Source organism: Streptomyces pristinaespiralis (assembly GCF_001278075.1).
GTDB classification, from domain to species: Bacteria; Actinomycetota; Actinomycetes; order Streptomycetales; family Streptomycetaceae; genus Streptomyces; species Streptomyces pristinaespiralis.
The window spans coordinates 3,589,102-3,612,225 of sequence record NZ_CP011340.1 but is presented as its reverse complement, the minus strand read 5'-3'; the positions used below and the strand labels follow the sequence as shown (position 1 = coordinate 3,612,225).

At 71.8% G+C, this 23,124-nt stretch carries 19 protein-coding genes and 1 tRNA gene; 11 read left to right on the top strand and 9 right to left on the bottom strand.

Annotated features, from left to right (window positions below; all coding sequences use genetic code 11):
• Positions 1-29: 29 nt before the first annotated feature.
• The 5 genes from SPRI_RS15070 to SPRI_RS15050 all read right to left on the bottom strand — a co-directional run bounded on the left by SPRI_RS15070 (position 30) and on the right by SPRI_RS15050 (position 4,437).
• Entirely contained in the window at positions 30-533 is a 504-nt protein-coding gene (locus tag SPRI_RS15070) for a hypothetical protein (RefSeq protein WP_037773930.1), read from the bottom strand.
• Positions 534-610: 77 nt separating this feature from the next.
• Positions 611-1,510 carry a hypothetical protein gene (locus SPRI_RS15065; RefSeq protein ID WP_005313247.1) on the bottom strand — a complete coding sequence of 300 codons (900 nt, stop codon included), beginning with the start codon at positions 1,508-1,510 and terminating at the stop codon, positions 611-613.
• 99 nt (positions 1,511-1,609) lie between these two features.
• On the bottom strand, positions 1,610-2,998 hold the full coding sequence (locus tag SPRI_RS15060; RefSeq protein ID WP_005313244.1) for a serine/threonine-protein kinase: 1,389 nt from the start codon (positions 2,996-2,998) through the stop codon (positions 1,610-1,612).
• A complete protein-coding gene (locus SPRI_RS15055; protein WP_005313242.1) occupies positions 2,995-3,750 on the bottom strand; it encodes an FHA domain-containing protein in 756 nt (251 codons plus the stop codon). The genes SPRI_RS15060 and SPRI_RS15055 overlap by 4 nt, the downstream gene beginning before the upstream one ends.
• Before the next feature lie 159 nt (positions 3,751-3,909).
• Positions 3,910-4,437: a hypothetical protein gene (locus SPRI_RS15050; RefSeq protein WP_005313239.1), complete on the bottom strand. Its 528-nt coding sequence runs from the start codon at positions 4,435-4,437 to the stop codon at positions 3,910-3,912.
• 246 nt (positions 4,438-4,683) lie between these two features.
• Between SPRI_RS15050 and SPRI_RS15045 the strand changes: the two genes are divergently transcribed.
• From SPRI_RS15045 to SPRI_RS15020, 6 genes are all read left to right on the top strand, one after another.
• Entirely contained in the window at positions 4,684-5,553 is an 870-nt protein-coding gene (locus SPRI_RS15045; RefSeq protein ID WP_005313237.1) for a bifunctional methylenetetrahydrofolate dehydrogenase/methenyltetrahydrofolate cyclohydrolase, read from the top strand.
• Between the two features lie 17 nt (positions 5,554-5,570).
• Positions 5,571-6,260: a DUF3017 domain-containing protein gene (locus SPRI_RS37140; protein WP_078535275.1), complete on the top strand. Its 690-nt coding sequence runs from the start codon at positions 5,571-5,573 to the stop codon at positions 6,258-6,260.
• 111 nt (positions 6,261-6,371) lie between these two features.
• A complete protein-coding gene (locus SPRI_RS15035; protein WP_005313231.1) occupies positions 6,372-7,601 on the top strand; it encodes an NADP-dependent isocitrate dehydrogenase in 1,230 nt (409 codons plus the stop codon).
• Positions 7,602-7,877: 276 nt separating this feature from the next.
• Entirely contained in the window at positions 7,878-9,131 is a 1,254-nt protein-coding gene (locus SPRI_RS15030; protein ID WP_053557001.1) for an XRE family transcriptional regulator, read from the top strand.
• Between the two features lie 182 nt (positions 9,132-9,313).
• Positions 9,314-10,303 carry a malate dehydrogenase gene (locus SPRI_RS15025; protein ID WP_005313224.1) on the top strand — a complete coding sequence of 330 codons (990 nt, stop codon included), beginning with the start codon at positions 9,314-9,316 and terminating at the stop codon, positions 10,301-10,303.
• Positions 10,304-10,422: 119 nt separating this feature from the next.
• Positions 10,423-11,805, top strand: a complete 1,383-nt coding sequence (locus tag SPRI_RS15020; RefSeq protein ID WP_053557000.1) for a B12-binding domain-containing radical SAM protein — start codon at positions 10,423-10,425, stop codon at positions 11,803-11,805.
• Between the two features lie 215 nt (positions 11,806-12,020).
• On the opposite strand, the gene SPRI_RS15015 is transcribed toward SPRI_RS15020, so the two are convergent.
• The 3 genes from SPRI_RS15015 to SPRI_RS15005 form a co-directional block, all read right to left on the bottom strand.
• Positions 12,021-14,342 carry a hypothetical protein gene (locus SPRI_RS15015; protein WP_005313218.1) on the bottom strand — a complete coding sequence of 774 codons (2,322 nt, stop codon included), beginning with the start codon at positions 14,340-14,342 and terminating at the stop codon, positions 12,021-12,023.
• 3 nt (positions 14,343-14,345) lie between these two features.
• Positions 14,346-14,417: transfer RNA gene (locus SPRI_RS15010), tRNA-Pro, on the bottom strand.
• Between the two features lie 85 nt (positions 14,418-14,502).
• Entirely contained in the window at positions 14,503-15,165 is a 663-nt protein-coding gene (locus tag SPRI_RS15005) for a GOLPH3/VPS74 family protein (protein ID WP_005313215.1), read from the bottom strand.
• Positions 15,166-15,316: 151 nt separating this feature from the next.
• Between SPRI_RS15005 and SPRI_RS15000 the strand changes: the two genes are divergently transcribed.
• Positions 15,317-15,838 carry a hypothetical protein gene (locus SPRI_RS15000; protein ID WP_005313213.1) on the top strand — a complete coding sequence of 174 codons (522 nt, stop codon included), beginning with the start codon at positions 15,317-15,319 and terminating at the stop codon, positions 15,836-15,838.
• 2 nt (positions 15,839-15,840) lie between these two features.
• On the opposite strand, the gene SPRI_RS14995 is transcribed toward SPRI_RS15000, so the two are convergent.
• Positions 15,841-16,554 carry a DUF6882 domain-containing protein gene (locus tag SPRI_RS14995; RefSeq protein ID WP_005313210.1) on the bottom strand — a complete coding sequence of 238 codons (714 nt, stop codon included), beginning with the start codon at positions 16,552-16,554 and terminating at the stop codon, positions 15,841-15,843.
• Positions 16,555-16,876: 322 nt separating this feature from the next.
• Between SPRI_RS14995 and SPRI_RS14990 the strand changes: the two genes are divergently transcribed.
• Genes SPRI_RS14990 through SPRI_RS14975 form a run of 4 tightly spaced genes read left to right on the top strand, consistent with a single transcriptional unit; the run spans position 16,877 to position 23,051 of the window.
• Entirely contained in the window at positions 16,877-18,364 is a 1,488-nt protein-coding gene (locus SPRI_RS14990; protein WP_005313206.1) for an aldehyde dehydrogenase family protein, read from the top strand.
• 16 nt (positions 18,365-18,380) lie between these two features.
• Complete coding sequence (locus SPRI_RS14985; protein WP_005313203.1) at positions 18,381-19,907, top strand: GMC family oxidoreductase; 1,527 nt, start codon at positions 18,381-18,383, stop codon at positions 19,905-19,907.
• Positions 19,907-20,962: a quaternary amine ABC transporter ATP-binding protein gene (locus SPRI_RS14980; protein WP_005313200.1), complete on the top strand. Its 1,056-nt coding sequence runs from the start codon at positions 19,907-19,909 to the stop codon at positions 20,960-20,962. The genes SPRI_RS14985 and SPRI_RS14980 overlap by 1 nt, the downstream gene beginning before the upstream one ends.
• Before the next feature lie 52 nt (positions 20,963-21,014).
• Positions 21,015-23,051: an ABC transporter permease gene (locus SPRI_RS14975; protein ID WP_037776405.1), complete on the top strand. Its 2,037-nt coding sequence runs from the start codon at positions 21,015-21,017 to the stop codon at positions 23,049-23,051.
• Positions 23,052-23,124 lie beyond the last annotated feature (73 nt).

Genomic DNA, 23,124 nt, shown 5'->3' with positions numbered 1-23,124 from the left:
AAGGAGACCGGCGGCCGGGCCCGCGCCCGTCAGGTGATGATGCTCGTGGCCAGGCACTCGTTGGCGTTCACCCATTTGTGGGACGTGATGTTGTTGTCGATGACGAGGCTTCCGCCGTACTGGAAGCGGTTGTCGCTCAGGTCGTCCGCGTAGTACTCGCCGGGCAGCAGGCAGCCGTAGCCCTGGGACCACTGGTAGTCGGACAGCCGGTAGAAGGCGACCACGTCGTTTCCGCCGACATAGCCGGCGTTCATGACGGAGGAGGCGGCGTTGTTGTCGCTGCCCTGGAACGGGCCGCTGCTGTCGCCCCAGTTCGGGTCGTTGCCCTGGGAAGAGCCGAGCAGCCCCTCGCAGCCCGTGTAACGCCAGGCGTACATGGAGCCGTTGCGGCCGGGCCACTCCGGATCGCAACTTGCCGCCGCTGCCGCCACCCTGTCCTGCGAGGCCGCCTGCGCGGTGGCGGGGGCTGCAACGGCGAGGCCGGTCAGGCCGGTCAGTCCGAGAACGGCGAGTACTGTGCACCACTTCCGCATGACTGGTTCTCCTTTGTTCGCCTCGTTCGAGGCATGACGATCCACGGCCAGGTGCCGTGGAAGATTGGGGACGGACGTCAGGACCGGGGCGCGACGATCTTCTGAGCGCGTGCGAGCGCTGCACGCCGCATCTGGTGGAAGGTGTCCAACCGGTACCCGTAGCGCTCGCGCAGCTTCGTCACGTAGTGGGACTCCCGCTCACGGCCGACGGCCCTGAGGCGGGTCTCCCGCGCGCAGACGGCGTCGGCCACGGCGACTTCCCTCTCGGCGGCGAATCCCGTGTCTGCCGGCTGTCGCGAGCCCGACGCGATCGCCGCCCGGCGCGCGTCGCTCGGGTTCTCGTACGGGTGGCCCTTCGCGGTCATGCATGCCGACCACGCCTTGACCGCCGTGGCGAACCGCCGGTCCCGCATCAGGTCCGCTCCGTACAGGGGACGCAGGTTCGTCGCCGTCTTCTCCGCGGCGAACCAAGCTCGAGGGTCGCCGTACAGCCGCTTCTCGCTCTCCGCGACGCAGCCGCCCACCCGCTTGCGGATCGTGCCGCCACCCGGCGCCTCCACAGAGAGCACCGGGGCGCTCGGGCCGCCGTCGAGCGCGGTGTCGTACGCCCTGCCGCGGTCCCGTGGCAGAGCCTTCCGGAAGGCCCCGTTGGGGTTGGTCTTCCGGGCGAGCTCCGCCTTGGCGCTGATCCGGCTTCCGTAGCCGTGCCGGCGTGCCCAGGCGACATCGTCCTGTACGTAACCGACCGGACGACTCTCTTCCGCGGTCAGCGGGTGCACCACCCAGTACCGGAAGCCGTGGCGTGCCATGCACTCCTTGACCAGCTGTTGCGTGGCCTCCGAGAGCAGACGCCTCTCCGTCCCGGTCGATTCGTGGACCGCCGCACCGGTCGTGTCCTCGTTCTGTGCCGTGCATCCGGTCGCGGCGGCGGACAAGGCTGCCGCGACGGCGCACGCGGCGATGAACCTTCGCTTCATGCCACTGACCCCCCGTCGGTGCGCCGCCCGTTCGGCGGCGCACCGACACCATCCCGCCGGAGGCGGGCCGGAGGTACCTCGTAGGTCAGAGGGTGGCGGTCAGCAGGACTTGGCCCACGTGTGCGACAGCACGGAGGAGTCCAGGGCCAGATCCTGCCGCCGGCCCTTCTCGACGCAGCCCAGGCGCTGTTGCAGTCCCGGTTTCGCGAAGTAGGCGACGTGGACGAAGCCGTTGGGGTCGGGCGCGCCGTTGTTGAAGAGGGAGCGGGGGCGTTCGGTGGCCGCCCAGGAGCAGTCGGTCTCGCCGTCGAACCAGTCCGGGTCGTCGCCCTCCCAGGCGCACATCCTGCCTCCGCCGTCCGGCTCCGAGAAGAAGCAGACGGAGCCCGCCCCGCAGCGGTCGTAGCCCGTGGCCGTCCGCGCCGTCCCGGTGCTCCCCGCGGACCCGGTGGCCGCCGGGGTGTCCGGCTTCGCGGCCGGGTCGTCGTCCACGAGCATGCGGATCCCGAAGCCGGCCGCGGCCAGGGCGAGCACGCCGGCGGCCAGCGCGAGCAGGGGCCGCCGCGTGCGTCTTCGGCGCGGTGCCCGGCCCGCGGCCGCGTCCCTGGTCCGTCTCAGCAGGGACGTCGCGTCGTGCCGCGCCCGTTCCTCGTGCGTACGGGCCAGGCAGTCCTGGATGATCCCCCGCCAGGAGGCGGACAGGTCGGGGGACAGGCGGAGGTCCTCGCCGCGGGCGTAACGCACCGCGGCCTCGCGGCGTGCCGCGGGGGAGCCGCCCGGCATCGGGAAGGACCCGGTCAGGACCAGATGCGCCAGGACGCCGAAGGCCCAGACGTCCGTGGTCTGCCGTACCTTCCGGCCGCGTTCGCCGATCTCCGACCACAGCAGTTCGGGCGGCGTGTAGTCGGCCGTCGCGAAGGCCGGGGCGTAAGCATGGGTGCCCTCCAGTTCCGCCGCCATGTTGAAGTCGCCGAGGCGTGCCGTGCCGTCGGTCATGAGCAGGACGTTCCCGGGTTTGAGGTCGCCGTGCACCCAGCCCGCGCCGTGCAGTTGGTGCAGCCCTTCGCAGATCTGTGTCAGCAGTCCGGGTCCCGCCTGCGGCCGGCGCTCCGCCGCGAGCAGCGTCTCGAGCGAGCCCTCCGCCGCCTCCAGCACCAGCACCGTCGCCCCGTCCAGTTCCGGATGCGCGGCGTCGTCGAGCGTCAGCGTCTCGTACATCCGGATCAGCCGCGGGGAGCGCAGTCTGCTGAGCAGTTCCACTTCCCGTTCCGCGAGTTCCCGCAGATGCCGCAGCTGGCGCGGGGTGTGCGTGCCGGTCGGCAGGAACTTCAGGGCGGCCCGGGCCGGGCCGCCTGGCTCCGGAGCGGTGTGATGCGCCGCGTACACATTGCCGAACGCCCCGGCGCCCAGCGGCTCGTCGACGATCCACGCCCCGACGCGGTAGCCCGCGGGCACGGCGGCGATGCCGTACGGCCCCGGGCCGGTCACCGCCCTGCCCCGCTCGTCGCCGCGACGGCGAGCGCCGGCAGGTCGTCCTCGCGTACGAGGTCGAAGCGGAGCGCCAGCGAGACGAGGGACTCCTTCTTGCCGTTCAGCCGCGGCCCCTGATCGGCGGTCTCCGGGCCGGGCTTGAGGCGCAGTTTCACCGCGAGATAGTCGATGTTCCACTGCACGGCCGCCCGGTTCGCCGCGGGCCACACCGGCAGCAGCCGTTCCACGACCTGCTCGACGGTGGGCAGCGGGGCGTGGGGCGCACCGCGCAGGCGGGGCTCGCAGAGGGCCGCGAGCACCAGGAAGTAGCGCTTGGTGCGGTCCAGCGCGAAGGCCAGTGCGGTCGGTTCACCGTCCGGGTCGGGCCCTTCGGCCTCGGCGTAGTCGTGGCGAGGTGCCCAGACGTCGAAGCTGACCGGTTCGTCCGCGGCGGGCAGGACGACGCGGGAGAACTCGAACGGAACGGGCGCGCCGATGCGTCCCGGTGCGATCTTGATGTGCTCGCCGGCGCCTTCCGGGTTCTCCACGACATAGGTGGACGTGCCGCTGAGATTGCTGAGCGACCAGTAGGTGCCCGCGGCGGTGATCTCGCCCGCGGTGCGTGAGACACACGGGTGCGGGATGGTCAGTTGCCTGCTGCCACAGCCCGGTGCGGGTGTGCGGCCGAAGCGGAGCGTGTCCCCCGGTGCGAGTCTGATCTGTTCCTGTGCGGTGACGCAGGATGCCGGTACGACGACGATGCTGTACATCCCAATCCCTTTCCCCCGACGGAATCAGCGCCAGGGTAGGGACAGGTACGTGCCAGGGCACGGCGTTCGCCCGGTGTGGCACGAAAGTGGGCAGGAGAAAGGCCGAAGGCCGTGAAACCCGGGGGTTTCACGGCCTTCGGCCTGTGTCGAGTGCGGGACTCACACGCGCTGGCGGTTGAACCAGGCGCCACCGTCGGACTTGCCGACGAACACGGTCACGAGGATCGCCAGGACGGTGTGCACCAGACCCACGAGGATGAACGGGTAGATGCCCAGGATGGCGGTGATGATGCCGAACACCATCGCAGCGATGCGGATGCCGTTGCCGCCGCTGCCGAACTTGACGGCGAGGACTATGGCGAAGACGCCCCAGGCCAGCACCAGCAGCGTGAGCAGCCACAGGACGCCCGACGAGTACTCGGCGAGGTCCTGGAACTGGACGTCGTCCCTGAGCGCCGGGTCGTCCTTCGCCTTGCCGATGGCCACCGCGCTGAGCGCGAACAGGATCGTGCCGATCAGCTGGAAGCCCGCGATGATGTAGAGCATCACGCGGGCCGCCTTGACGCCGCCCGGCATCTCCTGCGGGCCGGTCGGGAAGCCGCCGCCGTAGGGCTGGACCGGCGGTGCCTGCGGGTAGCCGTAGCCGGGCTGCTGGCTGTAGGGGTTGTTCGGGTCGCCGAAGCTCATGGCGGGTTCCTCCGTGTGGAAATGCGGGGACGACGCGGCCCGAGCGGAGGAACTGTGCTGTTTTTACTGTTTTTGCCCCCCGGCACTGCCCGCGGCACTGCGCGGCTCATCGTCGTCTGAGAGTGGACTTTTTGTCCAGCCGGTATCCACAGGTGTTGTGCAAGTGCAACCTCTCGGCCATCCGCCCGTCGAGACGGAGACCGGGCGGATTGGAACCGGGGCGGGTCCATCCGGGAGGATGGGGGTATGACTGCCCAGATTCTCGATGGCAAGGCCACCGCAGCCGCGATCAAGTCCGACCTGACCGCCCGGGTGGCGGCCCTCAAGGAGCGGGGGATCACACCCGGTCTCGGCACCCTGCTCGTCGGGGACGACCCGGGCAGCCGCTGGTACGTCAACGGCAAGCACCGCGACTGCGCGCAGGTCGGCATCGCGTCGATCCAGCGCGAACTGCCCGACACCGCCACGCAGGAAGAGATCGAGGCGGTCGTACGGGAGCTCAACGAGAACCCGGAGTGCACCGGCTACATCGTCCAACTCCCCCTTCCCAAAGGCATCGACGCGAACCGCGTCCTGGAGCTGATGGATCCGGCCAAGGACGCTGACGGGCTGCACCCGGTGAGCCTCGGCCGGCTGGTGCTGGGCATCGAGGGACCGCTGCCCTGCACGCCGTACGGCATCGTCCAGCTGCTGCGCCACCACGGCGTGGAGATCAAGGGCGCGAACGTCGTGGTCGTCGGGCGCGGCATCACCATCGGGCGGCCGATGCCGCTGGTGCTGACCCGCAAGTCGGAGAACGCCACCGTGACGCAGTGCCACACCGGCACGCGTGACCTCTCCGCCCACCTGCGCCAGGCGGACATCATCGTCGCGGCGGCCGGTGTGCCGCACCTGATCCTGCCCGAGGACGTCAAGCCGGGCGCGGCCGTGCTCGACGTCGGCGTCAGCCGTGACGAGAACGGCAAGATCGTCGGCGACGTCCACCCCGGTGTCGCGGAGGTGGCCGGCTGGGTCGCCCCGAACCCGGGCGGTGTGGGCCCGATGACGCGCGCGCAGCTGCTGGTGAACGTGGTCGAGGCGGCCGAGCGCGCGGCGTCGGCCGAGTCCGCGGCCTGACGGGAAGAGGCTGACCCATGGTGGTACGCGCGGACAGCAGCGGCACCCGCGGCCCGGGTGAGGGTGACGGCGCCCCGGCTCCGGACGAGGCCGGCCAGGATCGCACCGCTCCGGCGACGGCAGCCGGGGCGGATGCGGCGTCCGGCACGTCCGGTGCCTCCTCCGAGGAGGCCGGTGCCCCGTCGCACTCCGGTGCGTCCTGCGCGGACCCCGTGTCCGGCGCCGCCGAGGACGAGGCCGGAGCCGGTCACGGCGACGGCACGGCGGTCGAGGGACACGACGCCGACGACGCGGACCCCGACCGCAAGGCCGGCTCGCGCAGGCCGCCCGCCGTCACGCTGGACACCGCACGGCCCGAGGGCGGCGGACGTGCCGCGCCGAGGGACGCGCCCGCCCCGGCACGGCAGTGGCCGCTGCTCACGGTGCTCTCCCTGACAGGCGTCGGCCTGCTGATCGTCGGCACCGACGCCTTCGCCGACGCCTTCCGCGTCGGCACGATGCTGATCGGCGCCGCTCTCGTCCTCGGTGCCGTGCTGCGCCGCGTCACGCCGTCCGTCGGCATGCTCGCCGTCCGCTCCCGTTTCACGGACATGATCACTTACGGGCTGCTCGGAACGGTGATCGTGCTGCTCGCCCTGGTGGCGCAGCCGAAACCGTGGCTGGACGTGCCGTTCCTCGAGGACGCGGTTCATTTCACGGTGCGTTAGCGCCCGGGTCCAAGGGGTCGGCCTCTCGCGCGAGTAGCTTGAAGTCGAGATGGCCCGGTGTCACTCACAGTGACATCGGGCCGGTCGACGCGCGAGAGGGACGTTCACCCGATGGCCAAGATCAAGGTAGCCGGTCCCGTCGTCGAGCTCGACGGCGACGAGATGACCCGCATCATCTGGCAGTTCATCAGGAACAGGCTGATCCTGCCGTATCTCGATGTCGAGCTGAAGTACTTCGACCTGGGCATCCAGCAGCGCGATGCCACCGGTGACCAGGTGACACTGGACGCCGCCGAAGCCGTCAGGAGGCACGGCGTCGGCGTCAAGTGCGCCACGATCACGCCCGACGAGGCGCGGGTCGAGGAGTTCAACCTCAAGGCGATGTACCGCTCGCCGAACAGAACCGTCCGCGACATCCTCGGCGGCGTCGTCTTCCGCGAGCCGGTGATCCTGGAGAACGTCCCCGGGCTCGTCCCCGGCTGGACGAAGCCGATCGTCGTCGGCAGACACGCCTTCGGGGACCAGTACCGGGCCACCGATCTGAAGGTGCCCGGCCCCGGCACGCTGACGATGACGTACACGCCCAGGGACGGCTCCGATCCGGTCGAGCTGGAGGTGCACGACTTCCCCGGGCCGGGCGTGGCGCTCGCCATGTACAACCACGACGACTCGATCCGCGACTTCGCGCGCGCCTCGTTCCGCTACGGCCTGGCCCGCGGCTACCCGGTCCGGCTGGCCACCAAGAACACGGTCCTCAAGAGGTACGACGGCCGGTTCAAGGACATCTTCCAGGAGGTCTTCGACGCCGAGTTCAAGGCGGAGTTCGCGCGGGCGGGCCTCACCTACGAGCACCGGCTGATCGACGACATGGTGGCCTCGGTGCTCAGGGGGGAGGGCGGCTACCTCTGGGCGTGCAAGAACTACGACGGTGACGTCCAGTCGGCGCTGGTGTCGCAGGGGTTCGGTTCGCCCGGGCTGATGACCTCGGTGCTCATGTCGGCCGACGGCAGGACCGTCATGTCGGAGGCGGCGCACGGCACGGTCACCCGCCACTACCGACGCCACCAGCAGGGCCGGGAGACCTCGACCGACCCCATCGCCTCCGTCCACGCGTGGACGCGCGGACTCGCCCACCGGGGAAGGCTGGACGGCACACCGGAGGTGATCTGGTTCGCCGGGGTGCTGGAGCAGTTGTGTGCGGAGACCGTCGAGGGCGGTCAGATGACCCGGGACCTCGCCCTGCTGATCTCGCCCAACCAGCCGTGGCAGACGACGGAACAGTTCCTGGACACGCTGGACGCCGGGCTGCAGAAGAAGATGGCCGACCGCCTGGCACCGTGAACGGGCCTCGCCGGGCCGGGCGGCGGGACGCGGCACGGCGGAACGGGAGACGGCGCCCGTCCTCTCCCCCGAGGGAGGACGGGCGCCGTCGTGTTTCAAGGGTCATGGACGCGCCAAATCGGTTCAAGGGACGACTGTGGCCTGTGGCACGGAAGTGACCATTCCGCCACGGTGTGATCGTCGTGCTACGGATGCGACACTGGGGCCGCGTCCGAGGACCGTCGGAGGCCACGGGGGGTATACAAAGCGCATACGGGGGACAAGGGGGAAGTACCAATGCCTCGTTGGAGGGAATTGCCCGAAGGGCTGGACCCGGAGGTACGTGAGTTCACCGGCCAGCTGCGTGGGCTGGTCGACCGCAGCGGACTGAGCATCGCGGCGGTCTCCGACCGCACCGGGTACAGCAAGACGTCCTGGGAGCGGTATCTCAACGGACGGCTGCTCGCGCCCAAGGGCGCGGCCGTCGCGCTCGCCGAGGTGACCGGCACCGACACCGGCCATGTGACCACCATGTGGGAGCTGGCGGAACGTGCCTGGAGCCGGGCAGAGGCGCGTCACGACATGACGATGGAAGCGATACGGATCTCGCAGGCGCGTGAGGCGCTCGCCGGTCCCACGGCCGGGCCCGCCACCGGCCCGTACGGCGGCCCCGCCGCGGGCTCACGGCCCCCGGGCGGCCGGCCCGGGCAGCAGGGCCCCGGCGCGCACGGCTCCGGGTACGGCGGCCAGGCCCGGCCCGGCGCCTACGGCTACCCCGGCCCCACCGGTGCAACGGGCGCCACGGCCCCCGCCGGGTACGGCTATCCGGGGCCCACGGGCGCCACCGCCCCCGCCGGGTACGGCTATCCGGGCGCCACCGGCCCCACCGCCCCTGCCGGGTACGGCTATCCGGGTCCCACGGGCCCTGCCGGGTACGGCGCTCCCGGGGCCACAGGCGCCGGCCCCCATGCCGGCCCCACCGGGCCCGCCGGTCACGGCAATCCCGCACCCCCCGCGCCCGGGGACGCGGACGGGCGCCCGGCGGCCAGGCGCCCCCGTAGAGGCCCGTTCGTCGCGGCCGCCGTGGTGAGCGTGCTCATCGTGGGCGCGGGCGGCTGGTTCCTCGTCAACGGCGACGGCGGTGACGGGCGCGAGGACCGGGCCACACGCAGCCCCTCGACCGCGCCCGCCACCACCGCACCGGAGCTGCCCGCCGGGGTGAAGTGCAACGGCGCCGACTGTGCGGGCCAGGACCCCGAAATCATGGGCTGCGGCGGCGAGTACGCGAAGACCGTCTCGACGGCCACCGTCGGTACGGCGGTGATAGAGGTCCGGCACAGCCAGGTGTGCGGCGCGGCATGGGCCCGTATCACCAAGGCGGCCGTCGGGGACGCGGTGCGGATAGCCGTCGGCGGCAAGGTCCAGGAGAGCGCCCTGGTCAACGCGGACAAGGACGCGTACACGCCGATGGCGGCCGCGCCCGACCCGGCCGATGCCAAGGCGTGCGCCACGCTGACGACCGGCAGTGAGGGGTGCACCACCGCGCCGTGACACATCCCTTGTGGCGCGGAAGGGGTGAGACGCGCCACAAGGGGGCGTGGATCGGTCCGGGCCCGGGTCGGATAGCCTGACCGCTGGAAATCTCTTCACGTCAAGATTCACCTCGGGCGTGGACGAGAGGTCCCGTACGAGGGGCAGTGTTGCCCACCGCCAGCTGTCTTACGGAGATCGCCATGACCCGCACTCCCGTCAACGTCACCGTGACCGGCGCGGCCGGCCAGATCGGCTACGCGCTGCTCTTCCGCATCGCCTCCGGCCACCTGCTCGGCGCGGATGTGCCGGTCAAGCTGCGCCTGCTCGAGATCCCGCAGGGACTCAAGGCCGCAGAGGGCACCGCCATGGAGCTCGACGACTGCGCCTTCCCGCTGCTCAAGGGCATCGAGATCACCGACGACCCGAACGTCGGCTTCGACGGCGCCAACGTCGCCCTCCTCGTCGGCGCCCGCCCCCGCACCAAGGGCATGGAGCGCGGCGACCTGCTCTCCGCCAACGGCGGCATCTTCAAGCCCCAGGGCAAGGCCATCAACGACAACGCCGCGGACGACGTCCGTGTCCTCGTCGTCGGCAACCCGGCCAACACCAACGCCCTCATCGCCCAGGCCGCGGCCCCGGACGTACCGGCCGAGCGCTTCACCGCGATGACCCGCCTCGACCACAACCGCGCGATCTCGCAGCTGGCCGCCAAGACCGGCGCCTCCGTCTCCGACATCAAGCGCCTCACCATCTGGGGCAACCACTCCGCCACCCAGTACCCGGACATCTTCCACGCGGAGATCGCCGGCAAGAGCGCCGCGGAGATCGTCGACGACGAGCAGTGGCTGGCCGACACCTTCATCCCGACCGTCGCCAAGCGCGGCGCCGCGATCATCGAGGCCCGTGGCGCGTCGTCCGCCGCCTCGGCCGCGAACGCCGCCATCGACCACATCCACACCTGGGTCAACGGCACCGCCGAGGGTGACTGGACCTCCATGGGTATCCCGTCGGACGGCTCCTACGGTGTTCCGGAGGGCCTGATCTCCTCCTTCCCGGTCGTCTGCAAGGACGGCAAGTACGAGATCGTCCAGGGCCTGGACATCAACGAGTTCTCGCGTACGCGCATCGACGCGTCCGTGCGGGAGCTCGAGGAGGAGCGCGACGCGGTCCGCGAGCTCGGCCTCCTCTGACCCCCGCGCCGCGGACGTCCGCGGCGTCAGGCGCTCACACCACGCCCCGGCAGCCCCGTGCTGCCGGGGCGTACGTGCGTGCGGGAACTGCGGGACAGGTCTACGCAGTCTCGGCTGTCATGCGCGTGATGATGATCCTCCCGGCCCTGACCGAAGCGACCAGTCCGCTCTTCCGTCCCATCAAGTACTCGCTGTTCCCGCCGCTCGGCCTCGCGACCCTCGCGGGGTACCTCGACGAGTCGGACGAGGTGACGCTGTACGACGAGCACGTCGAGCGCATCGACATCGAGGCCCTGCCCAGCCCCGACCTGCTGGTGCTCCAGCCGTACATCACCTCGGCGCGCCGCAGTTACGAGATAGCCGACCACTTCCGTGCGCGGGGCGTGCACGTGGCGATGGGCGGGCTGCACGTCACCTCGCTGCCGGACGAGGCCGCGCGGCACGCGGACACCATCTTCACCGGCCCGGGGGAGGAGCAGTGGCCGCTGTTCCTGAAGGACTTCCGCGACGGCGCGGCGGCGCGGCGCTACGACTCCACGGCGCAGCGCACCCTGGCGGGCCTGCCGCCGGTGCGCCGCGACCTGATCAAGCGCCATCTCTACCTCGTCCCCAACTCGATCGTGGTCTCGCGCGGTTGTCCGCACCACTGCGACTTCTGCTACAAGGACGCCTTCTTCGAGGGCGGCAAGTCCTTCTACACGCAGACCGTCGACGACGCCCTGTCGGAGATCGAGCGCCTGCCGGGGCGCCATCTCTACTTCCTCGACGACCATCTGCTGGGCAACCGGCGCTTCGCCGAGGCCCTGTTCGACGGCATGGCCGGCATGGGCCGCCTCTGGCAGGCGGCCGGCACGGTCAACTCCGTACTGCAGCCGGGTCTTCTGGAACGCGCGGTGGAGGCGGGCCTGCGCAGCCTGTTCGTCGGCTTCGAGACCGTCAACGACGCGAACCTGGCGGAGCGCCGCAAGAACCAGAACATCGGCAAGGACTACGGCGCGGCGGTCCGCCGGCTCCATGACGCGGGCGTCATGGTCAACGCCAGCTTCGTCTTCGGCCTCGACCAGGACGGCCCCGACGTCTTCGACCGCACGGTGGAGTGGGCCGTGGAGCAGGGCATCGAGACGGCGACGTTCCACATCATGACGCCGTATCCGTCCACGGGGCTGTGGAAGCAGATGGAGGCCGAGGACCGCATCGTGCACCGCGACTGGGACCTGTACGACACCCGCCATGTGGTCTACCGGCCCAAGGGCATGACCCCTCAGCAGTTGGAGGACGGCTACTGGCGGGCCTACCGCGACTTCTACCGCTGGTCCAACATCTGGCGCGGCGCCTCCGCCCAGCCCGGGCCGCACGAGCGGATGCGGCACCTCGCGTACGCGGGCGGCTGGAAGAAGTTCGAGCCCGCGTGGGACATGCTGATCCGCTCCCGCCGCACGGTCCGCGCGATGCCCGCGCTGGAGCGCACACTCGCGGCGTTCGGCGGCCGTAAGGCGGCATGACCCGCGCCGCGCCGGCCTGGGCCCCGCGGGGCCCAGGCCGGCGCGGCGGCGGTCGGGCTGGTGTGGCGGCGTCGGGCCGGTGTGGCGCGCCCGGCGGCTGTGGAGCCGGTGGCCGGGACGACGCGGGGCCGGTACGGAGCTGCCGGGACCGGCTGCTCCGCCGCGACCGGGCTCGGCGTGCCCGGCCGCAGGTGCGGACGTCGGTCCGAGACGGCTCAGCCGTGGTCCGGGGTGTGGCGTGAGGTCGGCAGGGGGTTCGCGCCGAGCCAGTGGGGGGTGGTGGTCCAGGCCAGGAGGCGGCGGGCCCGGCCGGTGTCCGCTGTGCCGTCCGCGTCGAACGTGGCGCCCGCGGCGACCAGGCGCAGTCCCGCGAGCGCCGGTGCGAGGCGGGCGGCGACGTGCCGGGGGTGCCGGGCCGTTTCGTCGTCCAGCCCGTCGAGGACCCGCTGCTGTTCGTCCGCCGTGCACAGCGACAGGTGGAAGAGCATCTGCCGCCAGGCGTAGGCCGCGTCCTTGATCGTGCCCAGCGGGCGAGGGTTGCCGTGGACCCGTGTGGTCAGCACGCACACGCTGTGGAAGCAGCGGCGGGCCAGGTCCTCCCAGCCCGGTTCCGGCAGGATCCCGGCGCGCAGCACCAGGGTCGCGAGATTGTGGGTGGTGAGGATCTGCGCCTGCTCGATGACCTTTCCGTTCGCCGCCACGGAGCCGTGCCCGCCGGGACCGGCCCTTTCCGTGCACAGCCTCGTGAAGCCGGGAGAGGTCCGCGCACCGTACGACCTGGTCAGCGCCTCGCCCGTCTCGGCGATCGCCATGTTGCGGACGACGGCGTAGTTGATCCCGTAGTAGCGCTCGTACAGCGTGCCGCGCAGCAGCTCGGCTGCGTCCCGGGCCGCCCGGAGGAACTTCGGGCCGAAGGTTCCCATGAAGATGTCCGCGGCCAGTTCCTCCACCAGCGGCGCGCCCAGGTCCGCCTGGCGGGCGAGCACGCCGAGCTCGCGTACGAGCGGGTTGGGCAGCAGCGTGCCGGGGAACGCACGCACGGCCAGTTCGCCGAGCTGCCGCAGGGCGGCCAGGGCGGGTTCCTCGGTGGCAGGCCCGTTCCCGCGCCGGTCGGCCACCGCCTGTACCCATGGCAGTTCCTCGATCCGGACCTGCCGCTCCAGGTCGAGCAGCAGCAGGGAGCGCCGGTTGCGGAAGGCCCGGTACGCCGCGGCCATCAGCGTGCGCAGCGACTCTTCCTCGTACGCCTGCGCCGTCGTCGCGGCGACCAGTTGCGGCACGAGCTCGGCCAGCACCTCGGCGGACGGCACCACGCCGCGTTCCACGAGGGTGCCGATCGGAGCGCTGAGCGCGCCCTCGACGACCTGGCGGATCGCCGCGGGGATCTCCGTACCGGCGGGCAGGCCGGTGTCCCGGTACTCGTGGAGCGTCACCGGGGTGACGAGCGGAGCGACGTCCGCCGCACCGACGTGCGGGGGCAGCCCGGTGAGACGGCGGAGCACGACCTGCGCCAGCGCGTGGTGTGAAGGCAGCGCCGCCTGTTCCGCCTGCTGCCGGCGCAGCGCGGTGTGCGCTCGGGAGCCCGGCGTGCCGCGCTTGCGGACCATGGATGCGACGGCGTGCCGCAGCAGACCGAGCCGGCGGGCGTCCAGCGGAAGCCCCGCGACGACCTCCTCCAGCGCGCCGCGCAGGACGGCCAGGTTCTCCTTGGGGCGGCGGTGCTTGCCGCAGAGCGTGTGCTCCTGCGCCAACGACCGGTATCGCCGCAGCAGTTCCGCGCCACGCTCGAGCCAGTCGCGGTCGGAGGGGACCTCGCCCGGCCCCGTCGTCTCCAGCCAGTGCGCGAGCAGTTCGTCCGAGAACGGCAGCCAGACCGTCAGCGCCTCCCGCTGTGTCTCCACCGCCACGTTCGTCCCGCGGCGGGCGAGGGCCCGGCCGGCGTCGTCGACGGTGCGGCGGTGCACGGCCAGGGTGTCCGGCGCGGCGGCGTCCGACGGCCGCGGCAGGAGACGCAGTCTGCCCGCGAACGGCTCCAGGACGCCGACGGGTTCGAGCGCACGGGTGACGTCGCCCGCGCGGACCAGCCACGCCACCGTGAGCAGCGCCGCCTCCTCCGGCACGTCCACCGAGTAGCGTCCGCTGTCCAGCAGGTCCCACAGGGTGACGAGGCCGGGCTCGGTCAGGAAGTGGTCGAACAGCGCCCTGCGTTCGGCGGGCACGCCGGCCTCGCGGGCGGCCTCCGCCTCGTACGGCAGCAGGGGGCCGCCCGCGGCGGGGCTTCCGGTCACGAACCCGCCGTGGACGACCTCGGGGGTGACCCAGGCGGGCAGGCCGGCGACCGGAGTGCGGGAGCCGATCCGCAGCCGTCCGTCGGCCATCTTGTCGATCACGTCGCGCCAGCGACGTATCCGCTCCTGCGCGCGGTTGCGTGTCCCGGCGTCCTGGTGCGTCAGCGCGGTGGTGAAGGCCTTGGTCAACTGCCCGTACACGTACGACGGCGCTGCGGTGAGGGGCTGCTTCTCAGCGTTCTCGTTCATAAGCCGACGTGGCGGGTCCCGCCCCCGCGCCCTCCGGGTCCCGAGCCCGGCGCTCTGCTGCTGAGCTACACGTCGATGCTCCGGAACGCTAGCCACCTGCCGGCCCGGTGTGCCACCGGATTTGGAGGCGACGCGGGGCCGGTACGGAGCTGCCGGGGCGTCAGCCCGCCGCCGCCGCTGTGACCACCGTGACCGCGACCATCGCCGCCTGCATGTCGCGGATGGCCTTGCGGACGCTCTCGCCCGCCCACTGGCCCTCGGAGATCTCGGACATCCGCGCGGAGAGCTCCTTGCGCGGCACGCCGGGGAAGGCGAGGCGGTGCAGTTTCGCCGAGTGGATCAGTGCGACCAGGCCCGCGGTCCGGTCGTCGGGGGCGCCGCCCTCGAGGACGACGGCGGCCAGGCGCTCCCGGAGCTCGCGTTCGGCCGCCCCGTCCGCCTCCGGGTATCGCTTCACCGGGAACAGGCCCAGGACCTTGTGCTGCTCCTGTGCCACGAGGCCACGCTCACGCAGGCTCTCGATCGTGGCGGTCACCGCCTTGGAGTGGTCCTTCGTCAGCCAGTCCGTGACCTTCGGGGGCCTGCTCCTGCGCCCCGCCCAGGCCGCGAGCTGTTCGAGGCGTCCGTCGAGGAGGGCGACACCGGTGGGCGCCTGGTCCGTGACGCGCACCCGGCCGTCGTCCACCGAGACCCGTCCGGCCATGACCAGGTCGAGCAGGATGCCGCCCGCCACGGCCCACCCCGCGGACTGCCGGTCCTTCGCCGCACCGGACTCGTCGTCCAGTGACAGCAGCATGATCTCCTCGCCCAGCGTGACCGCCATGCGGGCCCCCTTTTGTCCGTCGGTCTCTTGATCATTGGGACGGCCGGGACCTCCGTGCGGTTCCGTGCACGACGGCGTCCGGACCGCCGCAGGCCGTTCCAGGAGGTGGAACGTGCGGCGGGCCGGGCGACGGTGACGCAGGATGAGGCTCATGTCCTCGACCACCGCGACACCCGGCACCGTCCAACTGGCCACGGACACCGGCCAGAACCCACTGGCCGTCTTCTCTCTCGTGATCCTGGGCCTGCTGGTGCTGATCACCTTGTGCGCGTATCTCTTCCCGGCGTTCGTCGCGCGCGGCCGCTTCAGCGCCTCGAGCCGCGCGGGGACGCTCCGGGACGTGGCGCTGGCGTGCGTGGCGGTCGCGTTGGCGATCCAGCTGTTCGGACTCATGTGCGCCATCCGGCTGGAGAACGAGTGGTACACCTGCGCGCAGCAGCGCTACGGGTACTCCTCGCCGGTGGACCGGCCGGACCTCGGGAACATGCGGGACAGCCTGTTCCCGGTGAGTTCGGTCTGCCGCTGGTCGGACGGCTACACGCACGACTTCGTGCCGGCCTTCGTCAATCCGTCGATCGCGGTGCTGCTCGTCCTCGCCGCGGTGACCGGGGCGGGCGCCGCCTTCGCGCGTGCGGGCGCCCGGCGGGACCTCGGAGCGGCCGGGAGGCGCTGAGCTCAGCCGCCCGGCTGTGCCACCGCGGGGGCGCCCGTGTTGACGTGCACGGAGGCGATCCGGTCGAGGTCGTCGAAGAGGACGTCGACCGTGCCGCCGTCGGGGAGCCCCGCGCTCAACTTGTCGTCGCTATGGCGTTGCGGCAGGTCGTGGTGGTCGAAGTACCCGGCGACGACCCGGCGTGCGGATCCGCCGACGAGGCCCGCGCCGGTGAGCAGGACACGCGGCATGGTGATGGCGTCCGGTTCGGCGCGGGGGACCTGCGGATCGTCCGGAACCATGTAGGCGCGTCCGTCGGGGCTCGCCTGTACGCCGATGTACCCGGCGGCCCCGAGCACGCCCATCGCCGTGAACGCGAGGGTCTCGACGGCGCGGCGGGGGTCGTCGTGGCCGGCGAGGGGGACGAGCTCCTCCGTGAACTCGCTCAGGCCGTGAGCCTGCCCGTACGCGCGGAGCCGTTCCGCCGCGGCGACCACCGGTGAACCCGCGAAGCCGGGGTTGGCCCAGGCCCACAGCCATGAGTGCTCGTTGACGTCGAAGGACCCGAGGAGCGAGATCCTCAGCTCCCGTCCGGACTGCCGGTAGAGGCACTGCCCGAGGTCGGCACTCCACTCGCCCATCGGCATGAACTCGTTGAACGTCTCGAGTTGTTCCGCGCCCCAGGCGGCGTGCTGCGCGGTGAGGCCGAGGAACGGATCACTGAACTTCGCGGTCATGTACCTGACCCTATGAGGCCGGGTGGGGACGGCTCCACGCGGCTGGTGACCGTGGTCACATTCGCCCCTTTATGCCCACCTCGACATGTCGCGATGCGGCGGCGCGGGCGGGGTCGGGATCCGGGCGGTCCGGCGGTGCGGGCGGGGTCCGGGCGGCCCCGTGATCCGTCGGCGCGGGTGATCGGGTGCGCCGGGCGCTTCGTGAGCCGGGTCACGTTCCGTCAACCGTTCCGCATGGTTCTTGGTTCCGGGGGCAGGCGGCCAGATCGCCGGGGTGTGACCCGGTGTCGGACAAAACGGGAACGAAAGGCCAAAACGCGACGTGTCGGCAGTACAACAGACCATCCATGTGGGCGGGGAGTGGCGTTTCGCCGTCTCCGGCGCCACCCGCGACATCATCGACCCCGCCGACGGGAGCGTCTTCGCCGTCGTGGCGGAGGGCGGTGTCGCCGACACCGATGACGCCGTCGCCTGCGCGCGTGCCGCGTTCGACGACGGCACCTGGCCGCGTACCCCCGTCGCTGAGCGTGCCGCGCTGCTCCGGCGCGTAGCGGCGCTGCTCGAGCGGGACCGCGAGAAGATCGGCGCGCTGGAGAGCCAGGACGCCGGCAAGACCCTCGAAGAGGGGCGCGTCGACGTCGACTGCGTACGCGACGCCTTCGTCTACTTCGCCGACCTCGTCATGAACGAGAGCGGCGGCCGTGTCGTCGACGCAGGCTCCGACGACATCCACAGCGTGGTCGTGCACGAGCCCGTCGGCGTCTGCGCGCTGATCACCCCCTGGAACTATCCGCTGCTCCAGGCCAGCTGGAAGATCGCCCCCGCGCTCGCGGCGGGCAACACCCTGGTGATCAAGCCCAGCGAGATCACGCCGCTGACCACCGTCGCCCTGATCGAGCTGCTGATCGAGGCGGGACTGCCGCCCGGCGCCGCGAACATCGTCACCGGAGCCGGCGACCCCGTCGGCGCCCGGCTGGCCGAGCACCCCGATGTGGACCTGGTGTCCTTCACCGGCGGGCTCGTCAGCGGCACGAAGGTCGCCCGCGCCGCGGCCGACACCGTCAAGAAGGTCGCCCTCGAACTCGGCGGCAAGAACCCCAACGTGGTCTTCGCCGACGCCTGCGCCACGCCCGACGGGTTCGACACGGCCGTCGACCAGGCGCTCAACGCCGCGTTCATCCACAGCGGCCAGGTCTGCTCCGCGGGTTCCAGGCTCATCGTGGAGGAGTCGTTGCGCGAGCGGTTCGTCGCCGAACTCGCCCGCAGGGCCGAGAAGATCCGCATCGGACGCGGAACCGAGGACGGCGTCGAGTGCGGCCCCCTCGTCTCCGCCCAGCAGCTCGCCAGGACCGAGGAGTTCGTGGCCTCCGCGCTGGCCGAGGGCGCGGTGCTGAGGGCCGGCGGCGAGCGGCCGGAGGGACCGGGCTTCTTCTACCGGCCCACCGTCCTCGACCACTGCCACCGGTCCATGCGCGTCATCCGCGAGGAGATCTTCGGTCCCGTCCTGACCGTGGAGACCTTCCGCACCGAGGAAGAGGCGCTCGCCCTCGCCAATGACACCGAGTACGGCCTCGCCGGTGCCGTCTGGACGTCCGACGCCGGACGCGCCCGCCGGATGGCGCGGCTGATGCGGCACGGGACCGTCTGGATCAACGACTTCCACCCCTACCTGCCGCAGGCGGAGTGGGGCGGCTTCGGCAAGTCGGGCACCGGCCGTGAGCTGGGACCCGCCGGCCTCGCCGAGTACCGCGAGGCGAAGCACATCTACCAGAACCTCGCCCCGCGCCCCGTGCGCTGGTTCGCGGGCTGAGGCAGGGAAACACACCATGACCGACCACATTCACGAGTACGACTATGTCGTCGTCGGCGGCGGCACCGCCGGTTCGGTGATCGCCTCCCGGCTCACCGAGGACCCCGGCGTGACCGTCGCCGTCATCGAGGGCGGCCCGAGCGACGTCGGCCGCGACGACGTGCTGACCCTGCGGCGCTGGATGGGCCTGCTCGGCGGTGAGCTCGACTACGACTACCCGACCACCGAACAGCCGCGCGGCAATTCGCACATCCGCCACAGCCGCGCCCGGGTGCTCGGCGGCTGCTCGTCCCACAACACCCTCATCGCCTTCAAGCCGCTGCCGTCCGACTGGGACGAGTGGGCGGGCGCGGGCGCGGAGGGCTGGGACGCCGCGGCCATGGACCCGTACTTCCACAAGCTGCGCAACAACATCGTCCCCGTCGACGAGGCGGACCGGAACGCCATCGCCCGCGACTTCGTCGACGCCGCGCGGACCGCCCTCGAAGTGCCGCGCATCGAGAGCTTCAACGCACAGCCCTTCCACGAGGGCGTCGGCTTCTTCGACCTCGCCTACCACCCCGAGAACAACAAGCGCTCGTCGGCGTCCGTCGCCTATCTGCACCCATTCCTCGACCGGCCGAACCTGCACATCGCCCTGGAGACCTGGGCGTACCGGCTGGAGCTGGACGGCACGCGCGCCACCGGAGTGCACGTACGCGCCAAGGACGGCGAGGAGCGGACCGTACGGGCCCGTCGCGAAGTGCTCGTCTGCGCGGGCGCCGTCGACACGCCCCGGCTGCTGATGCACTCCGGCATCGGTCCGCGCGCCGATCTGGAGAAGCTCGGCATACCCGTGGTGCACGACCTGCCGGGCGTCGGCGAGAACCTGCTGGACCACCCCGAGTCGGTCATCGTCTGGGAGACCCACGGGCCCATCCCGGAGAACTCCGCGATGGACAGCGACGCCGGGCTGTTCGTACGGCGGGACCCCGCGTCCGCGGGCCCCGACCTGATGTTCCACTTCTACCAGATCCCCTTCACCGACAACCCGGAGCGCCTCGGCTACGAACGCCCCGCGCACGGCGTGTCGATGACTCCCAACATCCCCAAGCCCCGCAGCCGCGGCCGCCTCTACCTGACCAGCGCCGACCCCGAGGTCAAACCCGCCCTCGACTTCCGGTACTTCACCGACGAGGACGACTACGACGGCCGCACGCTCGTCGACGGCATCAGGATCGCCCGGGAGATCGCGAAGCGGGAGCCGCTGGCCGGCTGGCTGAAGCGGGAGGTCTGCCCGGGCCCCGAGGTCAAGTCCGACGAGGAGATCAGCGAGTACGCGCGCAAGGTCGCGCACACCGTCTACCACCCGGCCGGCACCTGCCGGATGGGTGCGGCCGACGACGAACTCGCCGTCGTCGGCCCCGATCTGAAGATCCGTGGCCTTACCGGCGTCCGGATCGCCGACGCGTCCGTCTTCCCGACGATGACGGCCGTCAACCCGATGATCACCGTCTTGATGGTCGGGGAGAAATGCGCGGACCTGCTGGGAGGTAACGCCTGATGAGTACGCCGCCGACACCTGTGTTCTCCGTACGCGATCTGTGGAAGGTCTTCGGCCCCAAGGCCGGCCGGGTCCCCGCCGACCCCGAGCTCGGCGCCCTCGACGCCGCCGGCCTGCGCGAGCGCACCGGCTGCACCGCCGCCGTGCGTGACGTCTCCTTCGACGTCCGCAAGGGCGAGGTCTTCGTCGTCATGGGCCTGTCCGGCTCCGGCAAGTCGACGCTGGTGCGCTGCCTCACCCGGCTGATCGAGCCGACGTCCGGCGCCATCTCCATCGACGGCGAGGACGTCATGTCGATGGACGCCGGACGGCTGCGCGAACTGCGCCGCCACCGCGCGTCCATGGTGTTCCAGCACTTCGGGCTGCTGCCGCACCGATCGGTGCTCGACAACGTCGCCTACGGCCTCGAGATCCAGGGCGTCGGCCGCGCGGAACGCCGCGAACGGGCGGCCGAGTTCGTCGCCAAGGTCGGCCTCGAGGGCATGGAGTCCCGCCGTCCCGGCCAGCTGTCCGGCGGCCAGCAGCAGCGCGTCGGCCTGGCGCGCGCCCTGGCGGTCGACCCCGAGGTCCTGCTGTTCGACGAGCCGTTCAGCGCGCTGGACCCGCTGATCCGCCGCGACATGCAGGAGGAGGTCGTCCGGCTGCACCGCGAGGAGGGCCGCACGATGGTCTTCATCACGCACGACCTGAGCGAGGCGCTCAAGATCGGCGACCGGATCGCCCTGATGCGCGACGGCCGGATCGTGCAGCTCGGCACCCCCGAGGAGATCGTCGGCGAGCCGGCCGACGACTACGTGCGCGACTTCGTCCGCGATGTGCCGCGCGAGCAGGTCATGACCGTGCGCACGGCCATGCGCCCCGCCCGGGCGGCGGAGGCGGAGGCCGGCCCGGCGCTCGCCCCCGGGGCGACCGTCTTCGAGGCCATCGAGGCCGTCGCCCGCACCGGCGAGACCGCGCGCGTCGTCGAGGACGGCAGGTGCCTGGGGGTGGTGGACCACGCGGCGCTGCTCGGCGTGGTCGCCGGCGTGCCCGGCACCAAGGCGGTGGCCGCATGATCCCCACCACGCGTACGCGCCACCACCGGGCGACGGAGGGGCGGTGGCCGCGATGACCGCAGCGGTCACCACACCCGCCTCCGACGAGACTCCGGAGAAGGCCGATACGGCTCCCGCGACGGTGAAGACGCAGGGGAAGGCGGACCGGTCCACCGGACGGTCCTTCCGTGATCTGATGCGCCATCCCGTCAAGGGCAAACTGCTGGTGCTCGCCGCGCTCGCGGCCGTACTCGTACCGCTGTCGGCGGTCGTGTGGGGCAGCGGCCCGTGGCCCGGCGCGCTGAGCGTCGACATCTCCGGCCCGCTCGACGACGCCAACAAGTGGGTCATCGACAACCGGGACAGCCACCCGCTGTTCCTGTACTTCCTGCTGCACCTGTCCAACACCGCCACCGATGCCGTCAGCGGCGTCTACAACGCGCTCGACGCCATGGGCTGGACCGGTGTGTTCGCCGCCGGCGTGCTGTTCGCCTGGCGTGCGGCGGGGCTCGGACGCAGCGGCGTCAAGGTCGCGGCGACCGCCTTCGGCGCGTTCGCCGTGTGCGGGCTGCTCGGCATGTGGGACGCCACCCTGCTCACCATCGCCCTGATGGTCGTGGCCGTGACCTGCGCCGCGCTGCTGGGCGTGCTCATCGGACTGGCGGCAGGGCTCTCCGACCGGGTCGACCGCCTGCTGCGGCCGGTGCTCGACACCATGCAGGTGCTGCCGGCCTTCGCCTACCTGCTGCCGTTCGTGCTGGTCTTCGGCACCGGCACGCCCGCCGCCCTGTTCTGCACCGTCATCTACGCGGCCCCGCCCATGGCGCGCCTGACCACGCTCGGTCTGCGCGGCGCCGACCCCGCGGTGCTGGAGGCGTCCACGTCGCTCGGCGCGAACGCGTGGCAGCGGCTGCGCACGGCCCGGCTGCCGCTGGCCCGCAAGCAGATGCTCCTCGGCCTCAACCAGACGATCATGATGGCGCTCTCGATGGTCGTCATCGCCGCACTCGTCGGCGCGGGCGGCCTCGGCGAGGAGGTCTACTCGGCCCTGTCCACGGTGGACGTGGGCAAGGCGCTCGCCGCCGGCATTCCCATCGTGCTGATCGCCGTCTGGCTCGACCGTACGACCGCGGCAGCCGGCGACCGGATCGGCCGGAGCGCCCCCGGCGGCGGCCTGCTGCACGGCCGCTCCGGCTGGGCGCTGGCAGGCGGCGGCGTCGCCGCGGCCGTGCTGCTGCGCTTCGTGGCCGGCACGTCGTGGCCCGACGGCTGGACGTTCGCCATCTCCACGCCCGTCAACAAGGCCCAGGTCTGGATCACCGAGAACCTCTCGTCCGGCATCCCGGTGCTCGGCGGCACGGAGACCTGGTCGGAGCACTTCACCCTGTGGGTCCTCAACCCCATGAGGGACGGCCTGACCGCGCTGCCGTGGTGGGCGGTGCTGCTGCTGGTCGCCGCCCTGGCCTGGCTCGTCGGCACCTGGATGACGGCGCTGACCGCCACGCTCGCCATGGCCGCGATCGGGGTGCTCGGTGTGTGGACGAAGTCCCTCGACACGCTCTCCCAGGTGCTCGCCGCGCTCGTCGTCACCCTGTTCCTCGGCGTCCTCGCGGGCATCCTCTGCGCCCGTGCGGGACGGCTGGAACGCTGGCTGCGGCCGGTGCTCGACGCCATGCAGACGATGCCGCAGTTCGTCTACCTCATCCCGGTGGTCGCCCTCTTCGGGGTCGCCCGCGTCTCCGCGATCGTCGCGGCCGTCGTGTACGCGCTGCCCGCGGTCGTCCGCATCACCGCCCAGGGCCTGCGCGAGGTCGACCCCGCCGCCCTGGAGGCCTCCCGGTCGCTCGGCGCGTCGACCCGGCAGCAACTCCTCAGGGTCCAGCTGCCGCTCGCCCGCCCCGCGCTCCAGCTCGCCGTCAACCAGGGGGTCGTGCTGGTCCTCGCCGTGGTCGTCGTCGGCGCCCTCGTCGGCGGCGGGGCCCTCGGCTACGACGTCGTCAAGGGCCTCTCCCGCGGCGAGATGGGTCTCGGGATGACGGCCGGAGTGGCGATCGTCTGCCTCGGTCTCGTACTGGACCGGATCACCCAACCGGCACGCAAACGGGCCTGAACGGCCCCGCGCGCACACCGGCGCGCCCCGCCCACGTACCACTCACGTCCCCTCACTCACAGCAGGAGCACCA